This window comes from Mycobacterium sp. E740, from assembly GCF_001672895.1.
Classification (GTDB): domain Bacteria; phylum Actinomycetota; class Actinomycetes; order Mycobacteriales; family Mycobacteriaceae; genus Mycobacterium.
On the sequence record NZ_LZKP01000141.1, the window covers coordinates 1 to 18,148 of the forward strand.

The window sequence follows — 18,148 nt, forward strand, 5'->3', positions numbered from 1 at the left end:
GAAGTTGACCTTCTGGTAGCCGAACTTCCAGTTCCACTGGAAGGCGGTGACGTCGACGACGACCTCGGGGTTCGGCTCCTTGTGCAGCATCTTCTCCTGCACCACGACGGTGAAGTAGAACAGCACCGAGATGATCAGGAACGGAATGACGGTCAGCACCAGTTCCAACGGCATGTTGTAGCCGAACCCCGAGGTCGTCGTCGACGTCACCGCCTTCCAGTGGAACTGGAAGTTCGGCTACCAGAAGGTCAACTTCGCCGACGGCACGTTGACCTACGACGGCGCCGACCCGGCGCGCGCAGCCGCGGTGGCGTCCGGTCCGGAGGGGCTGGAAGGTGAGCACGGCGGCGAAGAAGGCTCGCACGCAGACGAATTCGGCGTGATCGCGGGCAAGCACCCGCAGGACCGTTCGTACCTGGCGTACGACAAGGTCGAGACCCTCGGCACGTCGAACGAGATTCCGGTGCTGGTGGTACCGGCCGGTAAGCGCATCGAGTTCCAGATCGCCTCGGCCGACGTCATCCACGGGTTCTGGGTGCCGGAGTTCCTGTTCAAGCGCGACGTGCTGCCCGACCCGAAGGCGAACAACTCCGACAACATCTTCCAGATCAGCGAGATCCAGCTGCCCGACGGCCAGACCAGCGGTGCGTTCGTCGGTCGCTGCACGGAGATGTGCGGGACATACCACTCGATGATGAACTTCGAGCTGCGGGTCGTGCAGCCCAACGACTTCAAGGCGTATCTGCAGCAGCGGATCGGCGGCAAGACCAATGCCGAAGCGCTGCAGGCGATCAACCAGTCGCCGACGGCGGTCACCACGCACCCGTTCGACACCCGTCGCGGTGAGCAGGCGCCCCAGCTCTCGCAGGCCAGCAAGTAGGGACACCACATGCATATCGAAGCCCGGCTGTTCGAGTTCCTCACCGCGTTCTTCATCCTTGCCGCCGTCGTCTACGCCGTGCTGACGGGCATGTTCCAGTACGGCGGCATCGAGTGGGCGGGCACCACGGCGCTCGTGCTGACCGCGGGGCTGACCCTGATCACCGGCACGTTCTTCCGGTTCGTGGCCCGGCGCCTCGACACGCGTCCGGAGGACTACGAAGACGCCGAGATCAGCGACGGCGCCGGCGAGCTCGGCTTCTTCAGCCCGCACAGCTGGTGGCCGGTGTTCATCGCGCTGTCCGCATCGATCACCGCGGTGGGTGTGGCGCTGTGGCTGCCGTGGCTCATCGTGGCCGGCGCCTGCTTCGTGATCACGACGGTTGCGGGCTTGGTGTTCGAGTACTACACCGGCCCGGAGAAGCACTGACGGCTCGGCACGTCCGGCCGCGCCGCCCAAGGTCACAATCGGGCTACCACTCGTTCGCGGACGCGCCGGGAGATCCATCCGGGGTGACGCGTTTGGGTAGGGTTGCCGGGGCACGGTCAGCCACCTCCGAGGAGCGGATCCTGTGGCGTGTCGCGCCGGTTGAGTAGTCGAGAAGGATAGGCGTAAATGAGCGGGCCGAATCCCCCGGATGACGAAGGTTCGGATTTTCGGAAACAGGAGCCGGACCAAGCCGCCGGGGACCAGCCGGCACCGGACACCAGCGACACCGAGATCCACTCGCGGGCGTATTCGGCGCCGGAGTCCGAGCAGTTCACCGCGGGACCCTATGTCCCCGCCGATGCGTCGCTGTACGACTACGACAGCTATCAACAGCACGACGACATCGCCGACCACCCGAACCCGCCCCGGTGGCCTTGGGTCGTCGGTGTCGCGGCGATCATCGCCGCCATCGCGCTGGTGACGTCGGTCTCGGTGCTGGTGACGCGGACCGACACCGACAATCTCGCGACGCCCGAAACCTCGACGACCACCGTGGCGCCGCCGGTGCAGGACGAGATCACCACCACCACGCCGCCGCCGCCACCGCCGCCGCCTCCGACGACTGAGGCGCCACCGCCTCCACCGCCGGAGACGGTCACCGTCACCCAGGCGCCCGCTCCGGCGCCGCCCCCGCCACCGCCGCCTGCCGAGGCGCCACCGCCCGCGCCTGCGACCAACACGCCTGCGCCGCCGCCGCCCACGACGACCCGCTCGGGCCCGCGGCAGGTCACCTACTCGGTGACCGGAACCAAAGCACCGGGAGACATCATCACCGTGACATACATCGACGCGTCGGGCCGTAGCCGCACTCAGCGCAACGTCTACATCCCCTGGTCGCTGACCGTGACACCGATCTCGCAATCGGAAGTCGGCTCGGTGCAGGCCTCCAGCCTGTTCCTGGTCAGCAGGCTGAACTGCTCCATCACCACCAGTGACGGGACCGTGCTGTCGTCGAACACCAACAACGCCGCACAGACGAGCTGCTGATGACCTACGAGACGGACGCAGCGGGGCGCTCGCGGTTGACCCCCGCACTGAATCCCAGCGAACTGGACCGCACGGACCGCATCCTGCTCGGCTCGTGTGCAGGCATCTGGCTGGTCGCGCTGGGGACCGGCGTCGCAGCCACGGTCGCGCTGGTCAATCTCGGCCGGGGGCATGCCGAGCCCGGAGGTGACGGCGGCACGCCGTGGCTGCTCTACGCCATCATCGGAATCTCCGCGGTGGTGATCATCGGCGCGGTGCCGCTGCTGCTGCGGGCGCGCCGGGAAGCCCTGGTCGAGCCGTCGCAGGCGCCCGTGGCAGCGCCCGGTCGAACCGCGGCGACGGACGCGACCGCCAGCGAGAAGCTGAGCGCGCCGAGGGCGGCGGGACACGATCCCCGTCCGGTGTATGCGGCACCCCGACAGCTGCGCACTCTCGAAACCCCCGAGCCTGCCGCTACCGCCGCCGATCTGGTGTGGCTGCGCTTTTCGGTGGTGACGGCGTGCGCGATCGGCGTCGCGATGGTGGCCATCGGCGTGGCGACCTACTTGATGGCGGTGGGCAGCGATGTCGCGGCCTGGGTCTTCTACGTGCTGACCGCGCTTGTCACGTTGGCGATGCCCGTGCTGCCATGGTTCTACCTCAAAGAACTACGCGCCCTGCCGGATCAGCAGAGCGCGTAGCTTTTTCAGTTTCTACCGGCCGGCTCAGTGGTGCCCGTTGGAACCGCCGTGTCCGTTCGACGAGCCGCCGCGTTCCTGGTGTTCGGCCAGCGCGGTGAGCGCTCTGCGTTCGCCGGCGTGGTGCGCCGCGGCGAGTGCCTCGTGCTCTTCGATCGGGTCGGCCGACAGGAAGCCACCGGACCCGGGAGCGCCACCGGAGCCCAGCTTGTTCATCCGCTTGGGCAGCGCTGCGCCCTGGTACTCCAACGGAATCGGATGACCGTGCTCGTCGACCGGGCCGAGCGGCTGGTGCAGCTCGATGTACGCACCGTGCGGCAGCCGCTTGATGATGCCGGTCTCGATGCCGTGCTCGAGCACCTCACGGTCGCTGCGCTGCAGGCCGATCGCCCACCGGTAGGCGATGTAGTAGACGATCGCCGGCAGCACCACCATGCCGATGCGGCCGATCCACGTCGTCGCGTTCAGCGAGATATGGAACTTGAACGCGATGATGTCGTTCATGGCGCACAGCGTGAGCAGCATGTACAGCGAGATCGCCGCCGCGCCAAGGGCGGTGCGCACCGGGGCGTCACGCGGACGCTGCAACAGGTTGTGGTGCACGTCGTCGCCGGTGAGCTTCTTCTCCAGGTACGGGTAGGCGATGAGCAGCACGAAGACCAGGCCCATGAACAGCGCGACCCAGGTGGAGGCCGGGATGGTGTAGTGGCCGAGGTAGATCTCCCACGGCGGGAAGATACGCGCCACACCTTCCGTCCACATCATGTAGAAGTCCGGCTGGCTACCTGCCGATACCTGAGAAGGCTTGTAGGGCCCGAGGTTCCAGACCGGGTTGATCGTCAGTAGCCCGCCCATCAGGCCGAGAATCCCGACCGTCATCGCGAAGAAGGCGCCGGACTTCACCGCGAACACCGGCATGACGCGCACACCGACGACGTTGGTCTCGGTGCGTCCGGGGCCGGGGAACTGGGTGTGCTTCTGGAACCACACCAGGGCCAGATGCATCCCGATGAGCGCCAACATGATCCCCGGTATCAGCAGGATGTGCAGTGCGTACATCCGCGGGATCCAGACACCGTCCTCGTTGCACATGTATCCGACTCCGCCACAGGGGAAGTCACCGCCGAACAGCGCCCAGTGCAGCCACGTGCCGATCACCGGCATGCCCAGCGAGATCGACGACATGGCGGCGCGCAGCCCGATGCCCGAGAGCAGGTCGTCGGGCAGCGAGTAGCCGAAGTAGCCCTCGAACATCGCCAGGATCAACAGCAGTGCGCCGATCACCCAGTTGGCTTCACGCGGCCTGCGGAAGGCGCCGGTGAAGAAGATGCGAGCCAGGTGCACCATGATCGCCGCCGCGAAAAGCAGTGCGGCCCAGTGGTGGATCTGACGGACGAACAGCCCGCCCCGCACCTCGAAGCTGATGTCGAGGGTCGACGCGTAGGCCTTCGACATCCCGACACCGCGCAGCGGCTGGTACACGCCGTTGTAGGTGACCTCTGCCATCGACGGGTCGAAGAACAGGGTCAGATAGACGCCGGTGATCAGCAGGACGATGAAGCTGTACAACGCGATCTCGCCCAACAGGAACGACCAGTGGGTGGGGAACACCTTGTTCAGCTGCCGTCGCACCGCCGCCGAGGGGTGGTAGCGCGAATCGATGGCATTGCCCTGCGCGGCCGCGACTTCGGCGAGAGCAGGCGGTTTCGGTAATTTCGGACTCATGCTGTTTTCCGTTCCCAGAAGGCCGGTCCGACGGGCTCGATGAAGTCGCCGTTGGCGACCAGATACCCGTCCTGGTCGATGGTGATGGGCAGCTGCGCCAGGGCACGCGCAGCCGGGCCGAATATGGGTTTCGCGAAGTGCAACGCGTCAAACTGCGACTGGTGGCACGGGCACAGGATGCGGTAGGACTGCTGCTCGTAAAGTGAAGCGGGGCAACCCAAGTGGGAGCAGACCTTGGTGTAGGCGAACAGGTCGCCGAAGTTGAAGCTCTCCTGGCCCTTGCGCTTGACCACCCGGGGCATGTCCTGCGCCTTGATCCGGATCAGCATGACCGGGTTGCGCACACCCATGGAGATCTCGGCCAAGCGGTGGTGCGACTCGACGGTGGTGCCGTCCCCGTCGGACTCGCGCCACGGGAACACCGTCTCCATGCCGCCGGCGTCGATGTCCTCGGGGCGCATCTTGACGAACGGTGATTCGCCGGGCTTACCGGTGGCGCGGGCGAGGTAGATCGTCTCGCCGGTATAGCGCGGCGTCCACCCGGAGGTCCACAGCACCGCCTTCTTGCCTTCGGCGGTCTGCACCACCGGCTTCCACGGGTTCTTGATCAGACCGCCGAGGAAGGCCACCAGGGTGCCCAGACCGAACGCGCCCAGGCCGATGCCCAGCGAGAGGCCGACCAACTTGCGGCGCTTGATCGTCGAGCCCTCCAGCGCATCGGCCAGGTTGGCCACCACCGTCTTGCGCTGGATCTCGGGGGAGGCGCCGTCGTGGCGCTGCTGGATCGAGATCTCCTCGGGGATGAACTTCTTCTGGTAGAGCACCGCGCCGATGCCGATCGCGAGGATCGACAACCCGAACGTCAACCCGTACAGGGGAGTGGTGAGGCTGAACAGGAACTCGCCGTCCGAGCCGTACGGCTTGTACTGCCACGGCCAGAACAAGAAGATCAACAGCAGCGCCAGGCCGGAGAACCCGCCCAGCAGAAGCCAGTACGAGACGATGCGCGCGGCGCGCTTCTCAGCCCTGGTGCCTGCGACCGGCCACCGGTCCTCCTTGTACACGGTCTCGACACCGTCGAGCTTGCCGCCGAGTTCGACGAGTTCCTCACGGGACATCGCCGCCAGCTCGGCGTCGGAGGGCTGACCCGGCACCCCGGCGTGGCCGGGTGCGTCGGTGCCCTTCGGGGTGTTCGTCGCGCCGTTGTCCAGGTCGCTCATGCCCGCGCTCCGATCCACAGGGCCGCTGCGATGACGGCCACCATGCCGATGATCCAGGCCGCCATGCCCTCGGGCGCCGGGCCGAACCCGCCGAGGCCGTAGCCGCCGTAGCTGGGGGTCTCGGCCGACTCGCGGACGTAGGCGACGATGTCGCGCTTCTCGTCAGGGGTCAGCTGCCGGTCGGAGAACTTCGGCATGTTCTGCGGGCCGGTGAGCATCGCGGTGTAGATCTGCGCGGGTTTCGCGTCGCCGAGGTTGGGGGCGTACTTGCCCGACGACAGAGCGCCGCCCTTACCGGTGAAGTTGTGGCACGACGCGCAGTTCAGCCGGAACAGGTCACCCCCGCGGGCGACGTCATCGCCCAGCAGCGACGCTTGGGCGACGCGGCCGTTGTCGTCACGCGGGACGACCGGTCCGCCGCCGTTGGCCTGGACGTAGGCGCCCAGCGCGTCGGTCTGCGCCTCGTCGAACACCGGCGGCTTGTCCGGTGCCTGCGCTTCCCCGCGCATCGCGGGCATACGGCCGGTCGAGACCTGGAAGTACACCGCCGCCTCGCCGACACCGATCAGGCTCGGACCGCGGTCGGCGACGCCCTGCAGGTTGGCGCCGTGACACGTGACGCAGGATGTGTCGAACAGCTGCTTGCCGGTGCGCAGCAGCGCCGACTGCGATTCGTCCGCGACGGCCACCTGCGGTGTCGGGGTGAGCGTGGCGGCCAGCCCGCCGGCGACACCCAGTCCGAGCAGCAGCAGCACAGCGCCTGACAGGCGCCGGCGCAACCGACGGCGCGATTTGTCGGTCATCGAACCCCTTCTCATCGGAGAGCCGATCAACGAACGAAGTAAATGACGGCGAACAAGGCGATCCACACGATGTCGACGAAGTGCCAGTAGTACGACACCACGATCGCGGCGGTGGCCTGGGCCGGGGTGAACTTGCTCATCCGGGTTCGGGCCAACAGAAGCAGGAAGGCGACTAGGCCGCCGATCACGTGCAGACCGTGGAAGCCGGTGGCCATGTAGAACACCGAGCCGTAGGCGCTGCTGGAGAGGGTCGTGCCGTGTTGGACCAGGTGGTAGTACTCGTAGCCCTGGCCGAGCACGAAGAACAGCCCCATCAGGAACGTGATGACGTACCAGCGGCGCAGCCCGAAGACGTCGCCGCGCTCGGCGGCGAACACACCCATCTGGCAGGTGAAGGACGAGGCGATCAGCACCAAGGTGACCGGCACGGCCTGCACCAGGTTCAACTCTGTCGGTGGCGGCGGCCAGTTGCCGTCCGCCTGTGAACGCGCGGTGAAGTACATCGCGAACAGGCCAGCAAAGAACATCAGCTCGCTGGACAACCAGACGATGGTGCCGACACTGACCATGTTCGGCCGGTTCAGCGAATGTACTCGCGACGTGATTGCGGTTCCCGAAGCCCCTACAGCGCTCGTCACAGGAGCAAGTATGACGCTTTGTAGTTGTCGCTTTCCACCCGGGTCGGGAGTTTCGTAATAATCGCGTGGTGGCTTCCCCGAAAAACGCTGATTCCCTCGCCTGGCCCCGCATCCTCGGCCGCCTGACCACCGGTCAGTCGCTGGCGACCGGCCAGGCGGGGTGGGCGATGGACCAGATCATGACGGGAGCGGCCACGCCTGCGCAGATCGCCGCGTTCGGGGTGGCGTTGAAGATGAAGCGCCCGACGTCGGCAGAGGTGACCGAACTGGCAGAAGTCATGCTCAAGCACGCCCGGCGGGTGCCGACGGACGCCATCGGAACCGAGACGGTCGACGTGGTGGGCACCGGCGGCGACGGATCCAACACCGTGAACCTGTCCACGATGGCCGCGATCGTCGTCGCCGCCTCCGGCGTGCCCGTGATCAAACACGGCAACCGGGCCGCCTCGTCGCTCTCCGGCGGGGCCGACACGCTCGAGGCACTCGGCGTGCGCATCGACCTGCCTCCCGAGGCCGTCGCGCGCAGCGTCTCCGAAGTCGGCATCGGCTTCGCGTTCGCGCCGCACTTTCATCCGTCGTACCGGCATGCCAGCGTGGTGCGCCGCGAAATCGGCGTGCCGACGGTCTTCAATCTGCTTGGGCCGCTTACCAATCCGGCGTCCCCGCGGGCAGGTCTGATCGGCTGTGCCTGGGGCGAGCTGGCCGAGGTGATGGCCGGGGTGTTCGCGGCCCGCCGATCCAGCGTGCTGGTGGTGCACGGGGACGACGGCCTCGACGAGCTGACCACGACCACGACCAGCACGATCTGGCGAGTGCAGGCAGGCACGGTCGAGCGGCTGACGTTCGACCCGGCCGCGTTCGGCTTCGAGCGGGCCGAGCTCTCGGAGCTCGTCGGCGGTGATGCCGAGGCCAACGCCGCATCGGTTCGCGCGGTGCTGGGTGGTGCGCCGGGGGCGGTGCGCGACGCGGTGGTACTCAATGCGGCCGGGGCGATGGTCGCGCACGCGGGCCTAGCCAGCGACGCCAAATGGGTTCCCGCGTGGGAGCAGGGGCTCGCCAAGGCGGCCGAGGCGATCGACTCCGGTGCGGCCGAACAACTCCTCGCGCGTTGGGTGCGGTTCACCCAGAAGGTCTGAGAGGCCTGTCCTTCCGAGCTGTTCGGCGGCCATCCGTGCCGAGCGCGCCGACGCGGCCCAGCCCGCCCACCGGCCCGCAGCGTGCACCGGCGAGCAGTAGCCGTCGTCGGTCCGAACGATGCGCACCCCGGGCTGCTGCAGCCACCGCGCGATCAACGCCGTCTCCTCGACCAGCGCGCCGCCCAGCGGCGCGGCATCCGGCAGAACAGCTTGTGCCCCAGCGCAGATCGCGTCGACAACCGGCATCGGCGGCACTCCGCGCACCGCATTGCCCGCGGCGGCCAGCCGGCCGTGGCGGATCACCGCCAGCTGCCATCCGCCGGCGCCGTCGGGTCGCGCCGCGACCAGTTCCGCGAGCGCCACCAGCGCCCGCAGCCGCTGACCGCGCCACAGCACGTCGATCGCCGTCGCGGCGTGATCGCGCAGTCGCGCCGCGGTCTCGTACCGGCCGCGGTCGGCGAGGCCGGTGATGTGGGCCAGCACCGCGCTCAGCGCACGGTCGTCGCGGCCATCGATCAGACTTGTTGCCCGCGCGACGGTCTCGGCGTAGCCGGCGGCGTCGACGTCACGCGGTGCCGGGCACGGCGCGAGCTCCCGCTGCGGGCATGCCGCCCCGTGCACCGCGGACCTCGAGAGTTTCTTCGTGCACGTCCGCACGCCGGTGAACCGGGCCAGCAGCGCGGCCGTGTCGACGGCGTCGGAACGCGCCCGAAACGGTCCGATGGCGGACTGGCGTTTTGGTGCGCGCACGGTCGAAAACCGGGGGAACGCCTCGTCGGTCAGCACCAGCCACCACCACCGGTGCGGGAACTTGGACCGGCGGTTGTACGGGGGAGCGTGGGCGGCCAGCAGCCGCAGCTCACGCACGCCGGCCTCGAGGTCGTGTGCGCATTCGACGTGATCGACGGCCGTGGCCAGCGAGGCCATCTCTTTGATGCGGGTCCGTGAGTCCGATCCGTTGAAGTACTGCCCGACGCGTCGGCGAAGGTTGACGGCAGTGCCCACGTACAGCACCTCTGCGGCGGGGCCGCGAAACAGGTAGACCCCCGGCCGGCGGGGCAGCGCCGTGGCGAGGTGACGATTGTGCCGCTGCGCCGGCGTGACGTCGGGAAGATACGACCGCAACTCGGTGTAGGTGTGCACGCCCTGGTTGCCCACGCGCTCGATGAGCCCGTGCAGCACGTCGACGGTGGCCCGGGCGTCGTCCAGCGCGCGGTGCGTCGGCACGGTGCTGGCGCCGAACAGCCGGGCCAGCTCGGAGAGCCGGACGCTGGGCGCCTCGTCGCGGGTGAGCACCCGGCGGGCCAGTTTCACCGTGCACAGCACGGGCGGTCGCGGCCAGGCGATCTGACACCGTTCGGCGGCCGCGCGCAGGAACCCGATGTCGAAGCCGGCGTTGTGGGCGACCAGCACCGCGCCGCGGGAGAACTCCAGGAACGCCGGGAGCACCGACTCGATCCTCGGGGCGTCGCACACCATCGCGGTGGTGATGCCGGTCAGAGCGACGATCTGCGGGGGGATGGTGCGGCCGGGATCGACCAGCGTGGCGAGCTCGCCCAGCACCGTGCCGCCGCGCACCTTGACGGCGCCTATCTCGGTGATTGCGTCGGGATTGTCACCGCGGTGCCGTCCCCCCGTGGTCTCCAGGTCGACGACGACGAACGTCGTCTCGCGCAATGAGACGTCAGCCCGTTCGTCGACATCGGCGAAGCTGAGCTGGCCCATGCGCTGACCGTAGGAAACGGCACCGACAACACCGGGTTGCCACGCTCGAGGCCGATGAGATGTCGGTACCCCTCGATAGCGTGCGGGCAGCACCGACCGAGAGGAGCGATTCATGGGCACGGTGAAGATCGACTGCGACGACTGCGCGGTACGCGGGCCAGGGTGTGCGGACTGTGTCGTGAGTGTCCTGCTCGGCGTACCCGACACGCTGTTGGACGACGAGCGCCGAGCGCTGGAGGTACTCGCCGAGGTGGGGCTGGCCCCGCGGCTTCGGCTGGTGCCGATCCGCCGCGACGGCAGACCCGGCGTCGCCTGACGACACGCGGCGGACCGGCGCGGAACAAAACGCAGAGCGACTTGTTAAATTTGCGTCTTCTGTTGGACAACCCCGATGCCGTTTCGTAACCTGTCTGAGACCTAAGCGTTTCGACGCGGCTTCGTCACGGAAGTTTGAAGGGCGCAAATCTTGAGGCTCGACCGTACGCACTTGGCCAAGCGCGGCTTTCGACGACCCCTCCTCAGTGCCATAGTCGGCATCACCGTCCTCGGAAGCATGTTCGTCGGCAGTGTGCAGGCCGACCCGGCCGATGACGCGCTGGCAAAACTGAACGAGCTGTCGCGACAGGCTGAGCAGACCACCGAGGCGATGCACTCGGCACAGCTCGATTTCGACAACAAGCTGGCCATCCAGCAGTCTGCGGAGGCCAAGCACGTCGCCGACGCCGCAGCAGCCGACAAGGCCAAGAATCAGCTGGCAACTTTCCAGGCGGCGGTCGACAAGGTTGCTGCCGCGCAGTACATGGGCGGCAGGACCGACGGGCTGGACGCGCTGCTGACCGCGAACTCGCCGCAGGGCCTGATCGACCAGTTGGCCGTGCAGCGGGTGATGGCCAACGAGATGTCCGCGCAGATGAAGAGCTACCGCGAGATCGGCAGGCAGGCGGCGCTGGCTGAAGAGGCGTCCGCGAAATCGGCCGCCGAGGCCAAGACGGCCGCCGAACAGGCCGCGGCCGTGCGCGCAGACCTGCAGTCCAAGCAGAGCCGGCTGCAGATCCAGATGGCCGTCGTGAAGTCGCAGTACGAGGCGCTGACGCCGAACCAGCGCGAGGCGCTGGCCGCGCTTCCGCCCGCGCCTCCGGTGGCTGCACCCGCTCCGGTACCACCCGGTGGGAACCCAGCGATCCTCGCCGCTCCGCCGGCGCCCGGCGCGATTCCGCCGGGCGACATGGCGCCGCCGGTGGGCGGACACTCCGCGACCGTCATCCAGGCCGCGTTGAGCCGCATCGGCTCGCCGTATTCGTGGGGCGGCTCGGGCCCGAACGCGTTCGACTGCTCCGGGCTGGTGATGTGGTCCTTCCAGCAGGCCGGCATCTCGCTGCCGCACTCCAGCCAGGCGCTGGCCAGTGGCGGCCAGCCGGTCTCGCGCGACCAGATGCAGCCCGGCGACCTCGTGACCTACTACTCCGATGCGTCGCACGTGGCCATCTACATCGGTGACGGAATGATGGTGCACGCCTCGACCTATGGCACGCCGGTGCGAGTCGCTCCGGTGGACAATGCGCCGATCTACAACGTCCGCCGCTACTGACCGTCGGAGAGCCGCGTACGCGCGAAGTAGATCCCGGCTCGCCGCAGTTCTCGTCGCCGAGCTCATCTGTGCGCTGCTTCTGATCGGGCGTGCCGACGTGCCGCCCGCTCCGACCGTTGCCACACCCGCCTCGCTGACCACGCCGGCCGCCGAATCGCGCATCGAGACCCTCAGCGACGGCCGCACGGTCCGGTTGATCGGCCTGCCCGGCCCGCGGGCCGGGCAGTTGCCGTCCCGTATCGCCGCGGAGATGGACGGCGCGGCGGCGGCGGTCACCGCGTTCTGGGGCCCGCAGTGGCCGCGCGAGGTGGTGATCGCCGTCGCGGGCACCGACGCACAGTTCGCGGCCGTCGGCGGCGGCGACTCGCACACCGCCGCCACGACGACCGCCGAGCGGATCATGTTCGCCCCCGGCGCCGCCGATATGAGCGACGCCGCGCTGCGAATCGTGTTGCGCCACGAGTTGTTTCACTATGCATCGCAATCGCGAACCGCCCCAGACGCACCCCGGTGGCTCACCGAAGGCGTCGCCGACTTCGTCGCGAGGCCCACGACCACCCGCCCCGAACCTTCGATGGTCAGGCTGCCCAGCGATACGGAGCTGACCGGCCCCGACCGCTCGCTGGCCTACGACCGGGCCTGGTGGTTCAGCCGGTTCGCCGCCGACCGGTACGGAACCGGCAAGCTGCTCGAGTTGTACCGGCACGCGTGCGGCCCCGGCCATCCCGACATGACGGCGGCGCTGCAAGACACTCTCGGTATGGCACCGGCCGCGATGCTGACGCAGTGGCGGCAGTGGGCGGCGGCGGAAGGTTGACGTGAGCCGAATTCTTCTGGTCACCAACGACTTTCCCCCGCGCCGTGGTGGCATCCAGTCCTATCTGCACGCGTTGGTGGACCACCTCGTCGCGACCGGTGAACACACGCTCACCGTGTACGCGCCGAAGTGGAAGGGCTGTGATGCCTTCGACGCCGACGCGGCCCGCACCGGCTACGACGTGGTGCGTCACCCCGGCACGCTGATGCTTCCGGAGCCGTCGGTGATCAAGCGGATGCGCCGGCTCGTCGAAGCGCACGCCGTCGAGACCGTCTGGTTCGGCGCGGCGGCTCCGCTGGCTCTGATGGCGCCGCTGGCCCGCGACGCCGGCGCGCGCTGGGTGATCGCCAGCACGCACGGTCACGAGGTCGGCTGGTCGATGCTGCCGCTGGCCCGAACCGCGTTGCGGCGCATCGGATCCGGGACCGACGTGGTCACCTACGTCAGCCAGTACACCCGGCGCCGGTTCGCGTCGGCGTTCGGGCCGCACGCCGCACTCGAGCATCTGCCGCCCGGAGTGGACACGGACCGGTTCACCCCCGACGACGTCGCGCGCGCCGAGCTGCGCGCCCGGTACCGGCTCGGGGACCGGCCGGTCGTGGTGTGCCTGTCGCGGTTGGTGCCACGCAAAGGCCAGGACATGCTGATCCGGGCGATGCCCGCGATCCGGCAACGGGTACCCGGCGCGGCGCTGGTGATCGTCGGCGGCGGGCCGTACCGGTCATCCCTGCACAAGCTCGCGCACAGTTTCGGAGTGGGCGACCAGGTGGTCTTCACCGATGCGGTACCCGGTGACGAGTTGCCTGCTCACCACGCGATGGCCGACGTGTTCGCGATGCCGTGCCGGACCCGCGGCGCCGGACTGGACGTCGAGGGTCTCGGCATCGTCTACCTCGAGGCGTCGGCGTCGGGTGTGCCGGTCGTGGCGGGCCGCTCGGGCGGCGCGCCGGAGACGGTCCGCGACGGCGAGACGGGCGTGGTGGTGGACGGTTGGGATGTGGGCGCGATCGCGGCGTCGGTCAGTGAGCTGCTCGCCGACCCGGACCGTGCGGCGCGCATGGGCGCGGCGGGCAGGCGCTGGGTGGTCGACAACTGGCAGTGGCCCACCCAGGCGCAGCGCTTGTCGAACCTGCTCTACCCCCCGTAGAGCGCCTCGATGTCGCTGGCGAACTTCTCTGCCACCACTTTGCGCTTGACCTTCATCGTCGGGGTCAACTCGCCGGTGTCTTCGGTGAAGTCGACGGGCAGGATGCGGAACTTGCGGATCGCTTCGGCCTTCGACACCGCCTGGTTGGCCTCCTTGACCGCCAGGTCGATCTCGGCGACCAGGTCGGGGTCGGTCGTCAGGTCTGCGACCGAGGCGTCGGCGCTCTTGCTGTTGCGTGCCTTCCACCCCTCGATGGCCTCCGGGTCGATGGTGATCAGCGCGCCGATGAACGGCTTTGCGTCGCCGACCGCCATCGCCTGGCTGATCAGCGGGTGCGCCCGCAGCCGGTCCTCCAGGATGGCCGGCGCGACGTTCTTGCCGCCCGCGGTGACGATGATCTCCTTCTTGCGGCCGATGATGGTCAAGAAACCGTCGCCGTCGATGGCGCCGAGGTCGCCGGTGTGGAACCAACCGTCGGAGAACACCGCTGCGGTCTCTTCGTCGTTGTGCCAGTAGCCGCTGAAAACCACGCCGCCCCGCACCAACAGCTCGTCGTCGTCGTTGATGCGCATGCTGTTGCCGGGCAACAACTTTCCGACCGATCCGACCTTAACGTCGTCGATCCGGTTTACGGTGATCGCGGCGCTCGTCTCGGTCAGGCCGTAGCCCTCGTAGATGGTCAGGCCGACGCCGCGGTAGAAGTGGCCCAGCCGGGCACCCAGTGGCGCGCCACCGGAGATTGCGCCGCGGCACTCGCCACCGAGCGCGGCGCGCAGCTTGCCGTAGACAAGCCGGTCGAACAGCGCGTGTCTGGCCCTCAGCAGCAGCCCGGGACCACCGGTGTCCTGCGCCTTGCTGTAGTCGATGGCGGTGTTCGCGGCGATCTCGAAGATCCGGCCTTTGCCGTCGTTGCGGGCATTCTGCTCGGCGGTGTTGTACACCTTCTCGAACACGCGCGGCACTGACACCACCAACGTCGGCTTGAACACCCCGAACGTCGGGACCAGGTTCTTGATGTCGCTGGTGAAGCCGAGCGTGACCTTGTTGGTGAACGCAGCGAGGGTGATCGCGCGGGCGAGCACGTGAGCGAGCGGCAGGAACACCAGCATCTTCTCGCCCTTGTCCAGCAGCGTCGGAAAGCAGTCCTGGGCTCCGCGGATCTCGTAGACCAGGTTCGAGTGGGTCAGCTGGCAGCCTTTCGGCTTGCCGGTGGTGCCGGAGGTGTAGATCAGCGTCGCGGGATCGGTGGCCTTCAGCGCGGCCAGCCGGCCGTCGAGTTCCTTGGCGTCGACCGACTTGCCCGCCTCGGCGAGTTCGTCCAGCGCGGGTGTGCCCGAGCCCGCGATGCGCAGCACCTCGCGCAGCGCCGGAAGCTCGTTCTCCAGGTGCTCGATCTTGTCGGCATGCGCGTCTGTCTCGGCGATGATCAGCACCGCTTCGGAGTCCGCCAGCACGAACTTCACCTGTTCGGCGGAGTTGGTCTCGTAGATCGGCACGGTGAGCGCACCGGCGGCCAGAATCGCGAGATCCAGGATCGGCCACTCGTAGCGGGTCGCCGACAGCAGCGCGACGCGGTCACCGGGAGCCACGCCCTTGGCGATCAATCCGAGCGCGGTGGCCCGGATCTGGTCGGCCGCCTGCTTGCAGGTGACATCGGTCCAGGCGCCGTCGACGAGTCGCTGGAAGATGACATGGTCGGGATCGTCGCGTTCATGGTCGAACACGGAGCTGACGACGTTGTCGTGCTCGCCCACCGTGAAGGACGCGGGCACACTGAACTCACGCACGGTCTTGGCCTCTCGACGCGGCTGCTCTGCAGTTCCCACCCTAGTCGGCCGCAATGTCGCGGGTCAGGGCCGTATGTGAAGCTGGTATGCCATGTACAGCATCCAAATCGCGGACGAGACCTTCGTTGCGGCCGATCCCATGGAGGTGGGCCGTTACGTCGCCGATCCCGCCAGTTGGCGCCGCTGGTGGCCCGACCTACGGTTGACCGTCGTGGAGGACCGCGCAGACAAGGGTCACCGCTGGACCGTCACCGGCGCGCTCACCGGCACGATGGAGATCTGGCTGGAGCCGGTGCTCGACGGCGTCGTCCTGCACTACTTTCTGCACGCCGAGCCGTCGGGGGCCGCGGCGTGGCAATTGGCCAAGATGAATCTGGCCAAGGTGAACCATCGACGGCGGGTAGCAGGTAAGAACATGGCGTTCGAGGTGAAGCAGCGGCTGGAGGCCACGCGACCGGTGGGCGTTTCACCGCGGGCCTGAGGCACATCCGGGGGCGGTCGCCGACAGGGGAGGGTAGATTTTCAACGTGGCGGACAAGACGGCGCAGACCATTCACATCGATGCCGACCCTTCGACGGTCATGGACGTCATCGCAGACATCGGGTCCTATCCGGACTGGGTGGCCGAGTACAAAGAGGCCGAGGTGCTCGAGGCCGACGCCGAGGGCTATCCGAAGACGGCCAGGCTGGTGCTGGACGCCGCGGTTCTCAAAGACACCATGGTGCTGTCATACATCTGGCCGCCCGACCGCACGTCCGTCACGTGGACGTTGGTGTCCAGCTCACTGCTCAGGTCTCTCGAAGGTGCATATCGCCTGTCACCCAAGGGATCTGGGACCGACGTGACCTATGAACTGTCGGTGGACCTGGTGATCCCGATGATCGGTCTGCTGAAACGCAAAGCGGAACGCCGACTCACGGACACCGCATTGAAGGACCTCAAGAAACGAGTCGAGGCTGAGTGAGCTGAATGCCACCCAGCCGCCTGCCGCGAGGGTCAGCCTGTTCGTCGGTAAGGGTGGGGTGGGCAAGTCGACGTTGGCGACCGCCACCGCCGTGCGCGACGCACGGGCGGGTCTGCGGGTCCTGATCGTCTCGACCGACCAGGCGCACTCCATCGGCGACGTGCTCGCAACGACGTTGACGCCGACCGGATCACGCGAGCCCACCCGTGTGTTCGCCGAGCTGGAAACCGGGAGAGCCGATGCCGGAGGCGGGTCGCTGGATGCGCTCGCGCTCGACACGCTCGCGCTGCTCGAGGCGCACTGGCGCGAGGTCGCCGGCCTGCTGTCGGCCAGGTTTCCCCAGTCGGAGCTGGGAAGTGTTGCACCAGAAGAACTTTCCGCGCTACCCGGGGTCCAGGAGGTGCTCGGACTGCACGAGGTGGGTGAACTTGCCGCCTCCGGGCAGTGGGACCGCATCGTGGTCGATTGCGCGTCGACCGCCGATGCGCTGCGCATGCTCACCCTGCCCGCGACGTTCGCGATGTACCTGGAGCGGGCATGGCCGCGACACCGGCGGCTGTCCACCGGGGCCGACGACGCGCACACCGCGGCCGTCGTCGCGCTGTTCGAACGCATCGGCGCGGGCACCGAACGGCTGAGCGCAATGCTCACCGACGCGTCGACGGTCAGCGCGCATCTGGTGATGACCGCCGAGCGGGTGGTGGCCGCCGAGGCCACGCGGACGCTGGGATCGCTGGCGCTGATGGGCGTGGAGGTCGCAGAGCTGATCGTCAATCAGCTTCTGCTGCAAGATGACTCGTACGAGTACCACAACCTGCCCGACCATCCGGCATTCGACTGGTACGCCGAGCGGATCTCCGAGCAGCGAGCAGTCCTCGAAGAGCTCGACGCCACGATCGGCGACGTGCAGCTGGTGCTGGTCCCGCATCTGGCCGGCGAACCGATCGGGGCGAAGGCGCTCGGTGAGCTGCTCGACAGCGCGCGCCGCCGGGACGGCTCGCCGCCGCCGGGACCGTTGCGCCCGATCGTCGATCGCGAGTCGGGCGCTGGCCTCGAATCGGTCTACCGGTTACGGCTAGAGTTACCGCAGGTCGACTCTTCGGCGCTATCGCTCGGCAGGGTAAACGACGACTTGATCATCGGCGCGGGCGGCTTGCGGCGCCGGGTCCGGCTGGCGTCCGTGCTGCGCAGATGCGTCGTGGTGGACGCGCAATTGCGGGGGTGTGAGTTGAGCGTGCGGTTCCGACCGAATCCGGAGGTGTGGCCGAAGTGACAGGTCCACACGCCGACCTCGGCCCGGAGCTGCGGCTGCTCGCCCAGAGCATCCTGGACAAGCTCGACCCGGCGGTGCGCCTGGCCGCCGCGCGGGCGGTGGGCGGCGGTCCGGGCAAGTGCCAGCAGCGCGACGCTGTGCTCGGCGACGACCGTGAGCAGCGGATGCTGTTCACCCGCGATCAAGGCCGCCAGCGCGCACACCGGACACCAGACCTGCTGGCACTTGCCCGGACCGCCGCCCACCGCCCGCGCGGCGGCCAGGCGCACCGCCGGGTCGAGCTTGTGAGGA

General features: G+C 68.3%; 16 protein-coding genes and 4 pseudogenes. 12 read left to right on the forward strand and 8 right to left on the reverse strand.

Features of this window, described 5'->3' with window-relative positions; all coding sequences use genetic code 11:
- Positions 1-225 (reverse strand): annotated as a pseudogene (locus tag A5663_RS13315) (cytochrome C oxidase subunit II); the annotation flags it as partial.
- 178 nt (positions 226-403) lie between these two features.
- Here A5663_RS13315 and A5663_RS13320 point away from each other — a divergent pair.
- The 4 genes and pseudogenes from A5663_RS13320 to A5663_RS13335 form a co-directional block, all read left to right on the forward strand.
- Positions 404-880: pseudogene (locus tag A5663_RS13320) on the forward strand (cytochrome C oxidase subunit II); the annotation flags it as partial.
- Positions 881-889: 9 nt separating this feature from the next.
- Positions 890-1,309, forward strand: a complete 420-nt coding sequence (locus A5663_RS13325; protein WP_068149455.1) for a cytochrome c oxidase subunit 4 — start codon at positions 890-892, stop codon at positions 1,307-1,309.
- Positions 1,310-1,495: 186 nt separating this feature from the next.
- Positions 1,496-2,356: an MmpS family transport accessory protein gene (locus A5663_RS13330; RefSeq protein ID WP_068149457.1), complete on the forward strand. Its 861-nt coding sequence runs from the start codon at positions 1,496-1,498 to the stop codon at positions 2,354-2,356.
- Positions 2,356-3,036, forward strand: coding sequence for a DUF2561 family protein (locus A5663_RS13335; protein WP_068149460.1), 681 nt, complete (start codon positions 2,356-2,358; stop codon positions 3,034-3,036). The genes A5663_RS13330 and A5663_RS13335 overlap by 1 nt, the downstream gene beginning before the upstream one ends.
- Positions 3,037-3,060: 24 nt before the next feature.
- On the opposite strand, the gene A5663_RS13340 is transcribed toward A5663_RS13335, so the two are convergent.
- The 4 genes from A5663_RS13340 to A5663_RS13355 are packed head-to-tail and all read right to left on the reverse strand — an operon-like array spanning position 3,061 to position 7,419.
- Positions 3,061-4,758, reverse strand: a complete 1,698-nt coding sequence (locus A5663_RS13340) for a cytochrome bc complex cytochrome b subunit (RefSeq protein WP_068149463.1) — start codon at positions 4,756-4,758, stop codon at positions 3,061-3,063.
- Positions 4,755-5,978, reverse strand: a complete 1,224-nt coding sequence (locus tag A5663_RS13345; RefSeq protein ID WP_068149503.1) for a ubiquinol-cytochrome c reductase iron-sulfur subunit — start codon at positions 5,976-5,978, stop codon at positions 4,755-4,757. Before A5663_RS13345 ends, A5663_RS13340 begins: the two co-directional genes overlap by 4 nt.
- Complete coding sequence (locus A5663_RS13350) at positions 5,975-6,796, reverse strand: c-type cytochrome (protein ID WP_197503391.1); 822 nt, start codon at positions 6,794-6,796, stop codon at positions 5,975-5,977. Before A5663_RS13350 ends, A5663_RS13345 begins: the two co-directional genes overlap by 4 nt.
- An 11-nt stretch (positions 6,797-6,807) precedes the next feature.
- Complete coding sequence (locus A5663_RS13355; protein ID WP_068149469.1) at positions 6,808-7,419, reverse strand: heme-copper oxidase subunit III; 612 nt, start codon at positions 7,417-7,419, stop codon at positions 6,808-6,810.
- A gap of 68 nt (positions 7,420-7,487) precedes the next feature.
- On the opposite strand from A5663_RS13355, the gene trpD reads away from it, so the two are divergent.
- Positions 7,488-8,555: an anthranilate phosphoribosyltransferase gene (gene trpD / locus A5663_RS22640; protein WP_231976779.1), complete on the forward strand. Its 1,068-nt coding sequence runs from the start codon at positions 7,488-7,490 to the stop codon at positions 8,553-8,555.
- On the opposite strand, the pseudogene A5663_RS13370 reads toward trpD, so the two are convergent.
- A pseudogene (locus A5663_RS13370) lies at positions 8,493-10,394 on the reverse strand (DEDD exonuclease domain-containing protein); the annotation flags it as partial. The gene trpD and the pseudogene A5663_RS13370 sit on opposite strands and share 63 nt — an antisense overlap.
- Here A5663_RS13370 and A5663_RS13375 point away from each other — a divergent pair.
- The 4 genes from A5663_RS13375 to A5663_RS13390 all read left to right on the forward strand — a co-directional run bounded on the left by A5663_RS13375 (position 10,393) and on the right by A5663_RS13390 (position 13,832).
- Positions 10,393-10,596: a hypothetical protein gene (locus A5663_RS13375; RefSeq protein ID WP_068149478.1), complete on the forward strand. Its 204-nt coding sequence runs from the start codon at positions 10,393-10,395 to the stop codon at positions 10,594-10,596. The pseudogene A5663_RS13370 and the gene A5663_RS13375 sit on opposite strands and share 2 nt — an antisense overlap.
- A 150-nt stretch (positions 10,597-10,746) precedes the next feature.
- On the forward strand, positions 10,747-11,868 hold the full coding sequence (ripC, locus tag A5663_RS13380; protein ID WP_068149481.1) for a peptidoglycan hydrolase RipC: 1,122 nt from the start codon (positions 10,747-10,749) through the stop codon (positions 11,866-11,868).
- Positions 11,837-12,685, forward strand: a complete 849-nt coding sequence (locus tag A5663_RS13385; RefSeq protein WP_068149484.1) for a DUF4157 domain-containing protein — start codon at positions 11,837-11,839, stop codon at positions 12,683-12,685. Before ripC ends, A5663_RS13385 begins: the two co-directional genes overlap by 32 nt.
- Position 12,686: 1 nt before the next feature.
- The gene (locus tag A5663_RS13390; RefSeq protein WP_068149486.1) at positions 12,687-13,832 is read left to right on the forward strand and encodes a glycosyltransferase family 4 protein; all 1,146 of its coding nucleotides are present in this window, start codon (positions 12,687-12,689) and stop codon (positions 13,830-13,832) included.
- Here A5663_RS13390 and A5663_RS13395 read toward each other — a convergent pair.
- Complete coding sequence (locus tag A5663_RS13395) at positions 13,820-15,619, reverse strand: long-chain fatty acid--CoA ligase (protein WP_068149492.1); 1,800 nt, start codon at positions 15,617-15,619, stop codon at positions 13,820-13,822. The genes A5663_RS13390 and A5663_RS13395 overlap by 13 nt on opposite strands.
- Before the next feature lie 91 nt (positions 15,620-15,710).
- Here A5663_RS13395 and A5663_RS13400 point away from each other — a divergent pair, with 91 nt between their 5' ends.
- The 3 genes from A5663_RS13400 to A5663_RS13410 are packed head-to-tail and all read left to right on the forward strand — an operon-like array spanning position 15,711 to position 17,857.
- Positions 15,711-16,100, forward strand: coding sequence for a polyketide cyclase / dehydrase and lipid transport (locus A5663_RS13400; protein ID WP_068149495.1), 390 nt, complete (start codon positions 15,711-15,713; stop codon positions 16,098-16,100).
- Between the two features lie 46 nt (positions 16,101-16,146).
- On the forward strand, positions 16,147-16,584 hold the full coding sequence (locus A5663_RS13405; RefSeq protein WP_068149496.1) for an SRPBCC family protein: 438 nt from the start codon (positions 16,147-16,149) through the stop codon (positions 16,582-16,584).
- Between the two features lies 1 nt (position 16,585).
- Entirely contained in the window at positions 16,586-17,857 is a 1,272-nt protein-coding gene (locus tag A5663_RS13410) for an ArsA family ATPase (RefSeq protein WP_068149499.1), read from the forward strand.
- Between the two features lie 115 nt (positions 17,858-17,972).
- Here A5663_RS13410 and A5663_RS23575 read toward each other — a convergent pair.
- A pseudogene (locus A5663_RS23575) lies at positions 17,973-18,148 on the reverse strand (hypothetical protein); the annotation flags it as partial.